This window comes from Burkholderia sp. 3C (genome assembly GCF_054589155.1).
In genome coordinates this window covers 62,112-69,900 of record NZ_BAAILN010000044.1, presented here as the reverse complement: position 1 = coordinate 69,900, position 7,789 = coordinate 62,112, and the positions used below count along the sequence as shown (strand labels likewise).

Sequence of the window (7,789 nt, the reverse complement as noted above, 5' to 3'; positions counted from 1 at the left end):
GACCACCTTCGCCACCACCTATCTGCTGCGCGCCGGGGCACCCGCGCCCGAGCGGCTGCCGATCGGCCGGCCGATCGCGAACACGCGCGTGTATCTGCTCGATGCGCACGGCGAACCGGTGCCGGCCGGCGTGCCGGGCGAGCTGTACGTGGGCGGCCAGGGCGTGGCGCTCGGCTATCTGAATCTCGACGCGCTGACGGCGGAGCGCTTCGTGCGCGACCCGTTCTCGGCCGAGGCCGATGCTCGCCTGTACCGCACCGGCGACCTGGCGCGCTACCTGCCCGACGGCAACATCGAATACCTGGGCCGCAACGACAGCCAGGTGAAGATCCGCGGCTTCCGCGTGGAGCCGGGCGAGATCGAGGCGCGGCTCGCCGCCTACGGCCTGCGCGACGCGGTGGTGATCGCCCGCGAGGATGCGCCGGGCGAGAAGCGGCTGGTGGCGTATCACCTGGCCGCCGACACCGATGCGCCGTGCGACGTCGAGGCGCTGCGTGCCTACCTGCGCGAGAGCCTGCCCGACTACATGGTGCCGTCGGCCTACGTGGCGCTCGCCGCGCTGCCGCTGACCGCCAACGGCAAGCTCGACCGCCGCGCGCTGCCCGCGCCCGACACGGCCGCGTTCGGCGGGCGCGACTATGCCGCGCCCCAGGGCGAGGTGGAAGCGATGCTGGCCGCCATGTGGTGCGAACTGCTCGGCGTGGCGCAAGTGGGCCGCCATGACGATTTCTTCGCGCTCGGCGGGCATTCGCTGCTGGCCGTGCGCGTGATCGGCCGGCTGCGCGAGCGCTTCGGCGAGGCGGCCACGCTCGGCGCGCTGTTCGAGGCGCCGGGCTTGGCCGCGTTTGCGGCGCGCCTGGGTGAGGGCGCGAAATCGGGCACGACATCGAGCGCGGCATCGGGCGGCGATGGGCGTGCCGTTGCTGCCGCGCGGTTCGCGCCGTCGGCATCCGCCGCCCGCCGCGCGGCCGGCGCGACGTTTCCGCTGTCGTACGTGCAGGAGCGGCTGTGGCTGATCCAGCAGCGCGACGGTGGCCGTGCCTACAACATGAACGGCGCGCTGGTGTTCGACGGGCCGCTCGCGCCGGCGTCGCTGCAGGCCGCGTTCGACGCGCTGGTGGCGCGCCACGAGACGCTGCGCACGCGTTTCGACATCGCGCCCGGCGCCGACTTGCCGGCGCAGTTCGTCGATGCGCCGTACGCGGTGGCGCTGCCGGTGCACGAGATCGGCGAGGCCGCGCTGGCCGCCGCGCTCGATCGCCATGCCGGCATCGAGTTCGACCTGCAGCGCGGCCCGCTGCTCGACGTGCGCGTGCTGCGGCTCGCGCCGCAGCGGCATGTGGTGTCGATCGTGATGCATCACATCGTGTCGGACGGCTGGTCGCTCGGCGTGTTCGTGCGCGATCTGCGCGCGCTGTACCTGGCCGACCGCGCGGCGCGAGCCGGCGCGGCCCCGGCCGAGGCAAGGGGAGAGACAAGGAGCGAGGCACTTGCGCCGCTGGCCGCGCACTATGCCGATTACGCCTGCTGGCAGCGCGAGCAGGATCTCGGCGCGCATCTCGCGTACTGGCGCGCGGCGCTCGACGGCCATCGCGAGCCGCTCGATCTCGCCGTGCCCGGCACGCCGGCCGACGCGGCGCACGGCCCGGCCGGCGTGCTGCGCCGCACGCTGCCGCCGGCGCTGGCCGCACGGCTCGCACAACTGGGCCGGCAGCGCGGCGTGAGCCTGTTTACGCTGTTCCTGGTGGCGCTCGCGGTGCTCCATCATCACCAGAGCGGGCGCGAGGACCTCTGCATCGGCACCACCACGGCCGGCCGCGACGATCCGCTGCTCGAACCGCTGGTGGGCTTCTTCATCAACATCCTGCCGCTGCGGCTCGACCTGTCCGGCGAGCCGGACGTGGCCGCGCTGCTGGCGCAGGCGGGCCGTCGCGTGCTGGACGCGCTCGAACATCAGGCGCTGCCGTTCGAGCACATGCTCGCGGCCGTGCCGGCGCTGCGCCAGCCGGACGGCCGCTCGCCGGTGCCGGTCATGCTGCGCCACCAGAACGTGCCGCCGGTGGCCACCGACGACTGGGGCGACGGCCTGCGCATGACGGTGCGGCAGGAAGTGGTGAACCGTCAGGCGCAGTCGGACCTCGACCTGGAAATATTCGGGGACGGCAACGGGCTCGAACTGGTGGCGAACTTCGACAGCCTGCGTTTCGACGCCACCCAGATCGGCTTCATGCTGACCGTGCTGGAGGAACTGCTCGAACGCATCGCCGACGCGCCCGACGCGCCGCTGGCCGCGCTGCGCGCGCCGACGCCGGCCGAGCGCGCACGGGTGGCGGCGAGCAACGATACGTGGGCCGGCTTCGAGACGGCCGACGTGAACACGCTGTTTGCGCGGCAGGTGGCGTTGCGGCCCGACGCGCCGGCCTGCCTCTACGAGGACGGGGAAGGCGGGGCAGGCGGGGAAGGCGGTGCCAGCTTCGCCGAACTCGACGGCTTGGCCGATCGCATCGCCCACGCTCTGCGGCGCCGCGGCGTCGCGCCGGGCGCGCGCGTGGTGCTGCATTACCCGCGCTCGATCGATTTCGTCGCCGCGATCCTGGCCGTGTTCCGGCTGGGCGCAACCTACGTGCCGATCGATCCGGGCTATCCGGCCGCCTATGTGCGCCGCACGCTCGACGACGCGCAGCCGGCCGCGATCGTGACCACCGCCGCGCTCGCGCCGTCGTTCGCCGATACCGGCTGTGCACTGCTGCGGCTCGACGTGCCGGCCGACCTGCGGGACGGCGACGCGGCGACGCCGGGCATGCCGGACCGCTTTTCGACCCGCTTTTCGACCCGCTCTTCGGCCAGCTTCCCGGCCCACGCCACGCAGCCCGACGATTTGGCCTACATCGCCTACACGTCGGGCTCCACCGGCCAGCCGAAGGGCGTGATGGTGCCGCACCGGCAGGTGACGAACTGCCTGCAGGCGCTGTGGGCGCGCACGCCGTTCGCGCCCGGCGAGGTGGTGGCCCAGAAGACCTCGATGTCCTTCGTGCCGTCGATCAAGGAAATGCTGTCGGGGCTGCTCGCGGGCGCGCCGCAGGTGATCTTCGCCGACGCGCTGGTGAAGGATGCCCCGGCCTTCGCGGCCGCGCTCGAACGGCACCGCGTGACGCGCCTGAACCTGGTGCCCTCGCATCTCGCGGCGCTGCTCGAACACGCGCCCCGGCTCGGCGCGCTGCGCCACGTCACGACCGCCGGCGAGCCGCTCGCGCGTCATCTGGCGGTGCGCTTCGCGGTGCGGCTGCCGAACGCGCGGCTGCACAACAATTACGGCTGCAGCGAGCTGAACGACATCACCTACAGCGAGGATCGCGCGCTGGCCGTGCATCACGCGGTCACGCCGGCCGGCCGGCCGATCGCCAACTGCCGCGTGCACCTGCTCGACGCGCAACTCGCGCCGGTGCCGATCGGCGCAGTGGGCCAGATCTACGTGGAAGGGGCGTCGGTGGGCCCCGGCTACTGGAATCGCCCGGATCTCACCGCCGAGCGTTTTGTTCGCCATCCGGAAACCGGCGCGATGCTGCTGCGCACCGGCGACATCGGCCAGTGGCTGGCCGACGGCCAGTTGCTGCACCTGGGCCGGGAGGATTTCCAGATCAAGGTGCGCGGCCAGCGCGTGGAGTTGCCGGCCGTGGAACTCGAACTGGGCGCGCATCCGGGCGTGGCGGCCGCCGCCGCGATCGGGCGCGAGCTCGGTGGGGGGTCCGGCGACGTGCAACTGGTGGCGTTCTACGTGCCGCGCGCCGGCGTGGAAGTGGATGCCGGCGGCCTGCATGCGTGGCTTTCCGAGCGGTTGCCGGGGCCGCTGGTGCCGAGCCGTTTCGTGGCGCTCGCGGCCTTGCCGGCGCTGCCGAACGGCAAGCTCGACCGGCTCGCGCTGCGCGCGATCGATCCCGCCACGGTGGAGGCGGCGGGCGCGGTCGGTGTGGGCCAGGGCCGGCACGTCGCGCCCGAGGGCGAACTGGAGACACTGCTCGCCGAGATCTGGCGCGACACGCTGGGGCTCGCGCGAGTGGGCCGCCACGACAATTTCTTCGCGATCGGCGGCCATTCGCTGATGGCGGCGCAGGTGGCGGCGCGCGCCGGCGAGCGCACCGGCGTGAAGCTGTCGGTGCGCAGCATCTTCGACACGCGCACGGTGCACAAGCTCGCGTTGCTGATCGAGGCGGCGCGCTCGGCGCCGCGCGAATTCGCCGGCCGCCAGTCGAACGACGCGCGCGAGGCCTGGGTGGCGTTTCACGCCGACGGCGGCGAACGCCCGCTGTTCCTCACCCACACGCTGCAAGGCTATTCCTGGTACTTCGAGCACCTGGCCTCGCACATCGACGCATCGATTCCTGTTTACGGGCTGCCGCCGCTCGCGCTCGGCGAGGTGCAACCCCGCACGCTGGAGGCGATCGCGGCGCGCTTCGTCGGCCTGATGCGAGAGATCCAGCCGCGCGGCCCGTATCGCGTGGCCGGCTGGTCGTTCGGCGGCCTGATCGCCTACGAGATCGCCACCCAGATGCTCGCGCAGGGCGAGGAGATCGAGTTCCTCGGCGTGTTCGACACCACGCTGCCGCCGAACCTGCTCGGCCGGGCCGGTCATGCCGATCGTGCCGATCGTGCCGATGATGCTGACGCATCGGCCGGCTTCGACGCGCAGCGCGTGGCGCTGGTCACGCTGTACGCGTTCGCGATGAACAACTTCACGGATTTCGATCCGTCCAGCATCGATTTCGAGGGCGCCGGCGACATCGACGCGCTGATCGACATGCTGGTGCGGGCGATCGAAGCGCGCCGCGAGGCGGGCCGACCGCTCTGGCACCTGTCGTACGACACCGCGCGCGAGAACCGGCTGTTCCTCGAACGGCTGGTGGCGCACGGCGCGGCGATGGCCACCTGGCGGCCCCGCCGCGCGCCGGTGAAGCTGCACGTGTTCGCGGCGAGCGACGCGTCGCTCACGCCGCTCGAAGGCCACCACGCGCTGCCCGAGGCGCTCGGCTGGGAGGCCCTGATCGCGCGCGACGAGATCGAGGTGCTGCCCGTGCCGGGCAATCACGAAACCATCATCAAGCTGCATGCCGACGTGCTGGGCGAGGCGATCGGCGGCATCCTGAACCGCCGGCTCGCGTTGCTCGACGACGACGCGGCCGAACCCTATCGAGGAGAGACACGATGATCGCACGCGTGACGCGCGAGGCATTCACGAACGACGGCTGGCTGGCGCGCAACGAGCCCGTCATCATCACCGGCGCGCTCGACGACTGGCGCATCGACGAGCGCTGGACGCCCGAGGCGCTGGCCAACATCGCGCAGACGCGCCGCATCACGCTGAGCACGGCCGGCGACGGCCAGTACCGGCTCAAGCCGTCGCACGACATCCGCCGCTCGAACGCGTTCGAGAACACCGAGGTGGAGTTCGGCGTGGCGGCGCGGCGCATGCTCGACGCCGATGCCGACGAGCATGTGTACGTGATGCAGCAGCCGATTCCGCAGATGCTGCCCGAACTGCTCGACAACCTGGTGGTGCCGGAATGGATCGCGTCGAGCCGGCCGATGATCAACCTGTGGTTCGGCCGGCGCACCTCGTCGCAACTGCATTTCGACTACTCGAACAACCTGTTCGCGCAGTTGTACGGCAGCAAGGAATTCGCGCTGTTCGCACCGGACGAGACGCCGCGCCTGTATCCGTATCACCACGACGCGGCCACCGCGCACCTGTCCAACGTCGAGCCGGACCAGCCGGACCTGGCGGCGTATCCCGACTACGCGCACGCCGAGGCGATCCGCTTCACGATCCATGCCGGCGAGCTGCTGTACATGCCGGTGTTCTGGTGGCACCACGTGCGCGCGCCGGAGGTATCGGTGTCGGTGAACTTCTGGTGGTATCCGTCGCTGGAGCAGATCCTCGGCGCGTCGAACGCCACGCGCGCGCTGCCGGGCTTCTATGCCGGCGACCGTCTCGCCGAGTTTCGGATGGGTTTCCTCGATCCGGCCGGGCTCGATTTCGCGGCGGCCAGCGCGCTGTTCCTCGAACGTGGCCGCAACTGGGGCGCGGGCCTGTTCGCGATCGCCGCGCTCGATGACTGGGGCCGACGTCATGCCGTGGGCGAGGCGGCTGGATCAGCCGACGCGGCTGGCGTGGCTGGCGTGGCTGGCATGGCCGAGGCAGCCGGCGCGGCCAACGCGCGCGCGCCCGGCAGCCGCCTGAGCCAGCTCGCCGAAGATCTGCAGCCGGTGCGCGCCGCGCTGCTGACCGATCCGGAGCTGTCGCCCGAGCGGCGCGCGGCGATCGTGGACAGCGCGGCGCTCTCGGCGCTGCTGGCCGAATCGCACGACGACGCGCGCATCGAGCCCGCGCGCGTCGCGGCGCTGCTCGACGCGCTGCGCGCTTGCGAGAGCACGGGCGAGGGCGTGGGCAGTTCGCTCGCCGCCGCGTCATGAGCATGCCGGAACTGACCGGTTCGGCGCGCGGTGGCGGCGGCGGTTCGCGTGCCGCATTCGGCTTCATCTTCGCCACCGCGGTGATGAACACGATCTCGTTCGGCATCGTGCTGCCGGTGCTGCCGAACCTGATCAAGCAGTTCGCCGGCGGCGACACCGCGCTCGCGACCGAATGGAGCACGTTGTTCGGCGTGGTGTGGGGCGCGATGCAACTGGTCTGCGGGCCGCTGCTCGGCGCGCTGTCCGACCGCGTCGGGCGGCGGCCGGTGCTGCTGATTTCGCTGTTCGGGCTGGCCGTCGATTCCTTCGTGATGGCGCTCGCGCCGAACCTCGCGTGGCTGTTCGCCGGGCGCGTGCTGAACGGGCTGACCTCGTCGAGCCTCGCCACCGCGAACGCCTACGTGGCCGATGTCACCCCGCCCGAGCAACGCGCGCGCGCGTTCGGCCGGATCGGCGCGGCGGTGAGCCTGGGCTTCCTGGCCGGGCCGGCGCTCGGCGGCCTGCTGGCCGGCATCGATCTGCGCCTGCCGTGCTACGTGGCCGGCGTGCTGTCGGCGCTCAATTTTTTGTACGGGCTCGCGATCCTGCCCGAATCGCTCGCGCCCGAGGCGCGCACGGCCCGCCTCGACCGGCGCAAGCTCAATCCGTTCGGCGCGCTCGCGTTCCTGAAGGCGCGCGGCGATCTGCTCGGGCTGGCGGCGCTCGCGGTGCTGTTCGCGCTGGCGTGGATGGTGGGGCCGTCGATCTTCGTGCTGTACGGCGGCTATCGCTATGGCTGGACGCCGGCCGCGATCGGACTCGTGATGATGGCGAGCGGCGGCCTCGGCACGCTGGTGCAGGTGGCGCTGGTGGGGCCGATCGTGAAGCGCGCCGGCGAGCGCGGCGCGCTGCTGATCGGCGCGGCGGCCGGCGCGCTCGGCTACCTGGGCTTCGGGCTCGCCTCGGCGGGCTGGGGCTACCTGCTGGCGATGCCCGTCTACGTGTTCTTCAACCTGTTCATGCCGGCGCTGCAGGCGCTGATGTCGCGTCGCGTGGACGAAGCCGGGCAGGGGCAGTTGCAAGGCGTGATGCAGGCCTTCGTGGGGCTCGCGTCGATCGTCGGGCCGCTGGTGTACGGGCTCGGCTTCGCGTGGTCGATCGGGCCGCGCGTGGCGCGGCCGATGCCGGGGCTAGCGTTCTTTCTGGCCGCCGCGTTGATGGCGGTGGCGTTCGTGGCGGCGTGGCGGGTGGCGCGCGGGGCGGGGCATGGCATCGAGCAGGGCATCGATAGCGGCGAACCGCGCGACACGATGCATGCCGGATAGCACGTCGATTTCGCGAT

At 72.0% G+C, this 7,789-nt stretch carries 3 protein-coding genes; all 3 read left to right on the top strand.

The genetic code is table 11. The annotated features are described in order from the left end of the window. Positions 1-5,203 (top strand): amino acid adenylation domain-containing protein (locus tag ACYP33_RS06770; RefSeq protein ID WP_459620547.1); only part of this gene is annotated, 5,203 nt, incomplete at its 5' end. Next, positions 5,200-6,468, top strand: coding sequence for a cupin-like domain-containing protein (locus tag ACYP33_RS06765; protein WP_459620545.1), 1,269 nt, complete (start codon positions 5,200-5,202; stop codon positions 6,466-6,468). The genes ACYP33_RS06770 and ACYP33_RS06765, both read left to right, overlap by 4 nt. After that, positions 6,465-7,772 (top strand): MFS transporter, encoded by a 1,308-nt coding sequence (locus ACYP33_RS06760; protein WP_459620543.1) that lies wholly within the window; start codon positions 6,465-6,467, stop codon positions 7,770-7,772. The genes ACYP33_RS06765 and ACYP33_RS06760 overlap by 4 nt, the downstream gene beginning before the upstream one ends. Positions 7,773-7,789 lie beyond the last annotated feature (17 nt).

Coding starts and splice junctions, on each gene's coding strand:
- ACYP33_RS06765 (WP_459620545.1), top strand. CDS start 5,200: ATGATCGCACGCGTGACGCGCGAGGCATTCACGAACGACGGCTGGCTG.
- ACYP33_RS06760 (WP_459620543.1), top strand. CDS start 6,465: ATGAGCATGCCGGAACTGACCGGTTCGGCGCGCGGTGGCGGCGGCGGT.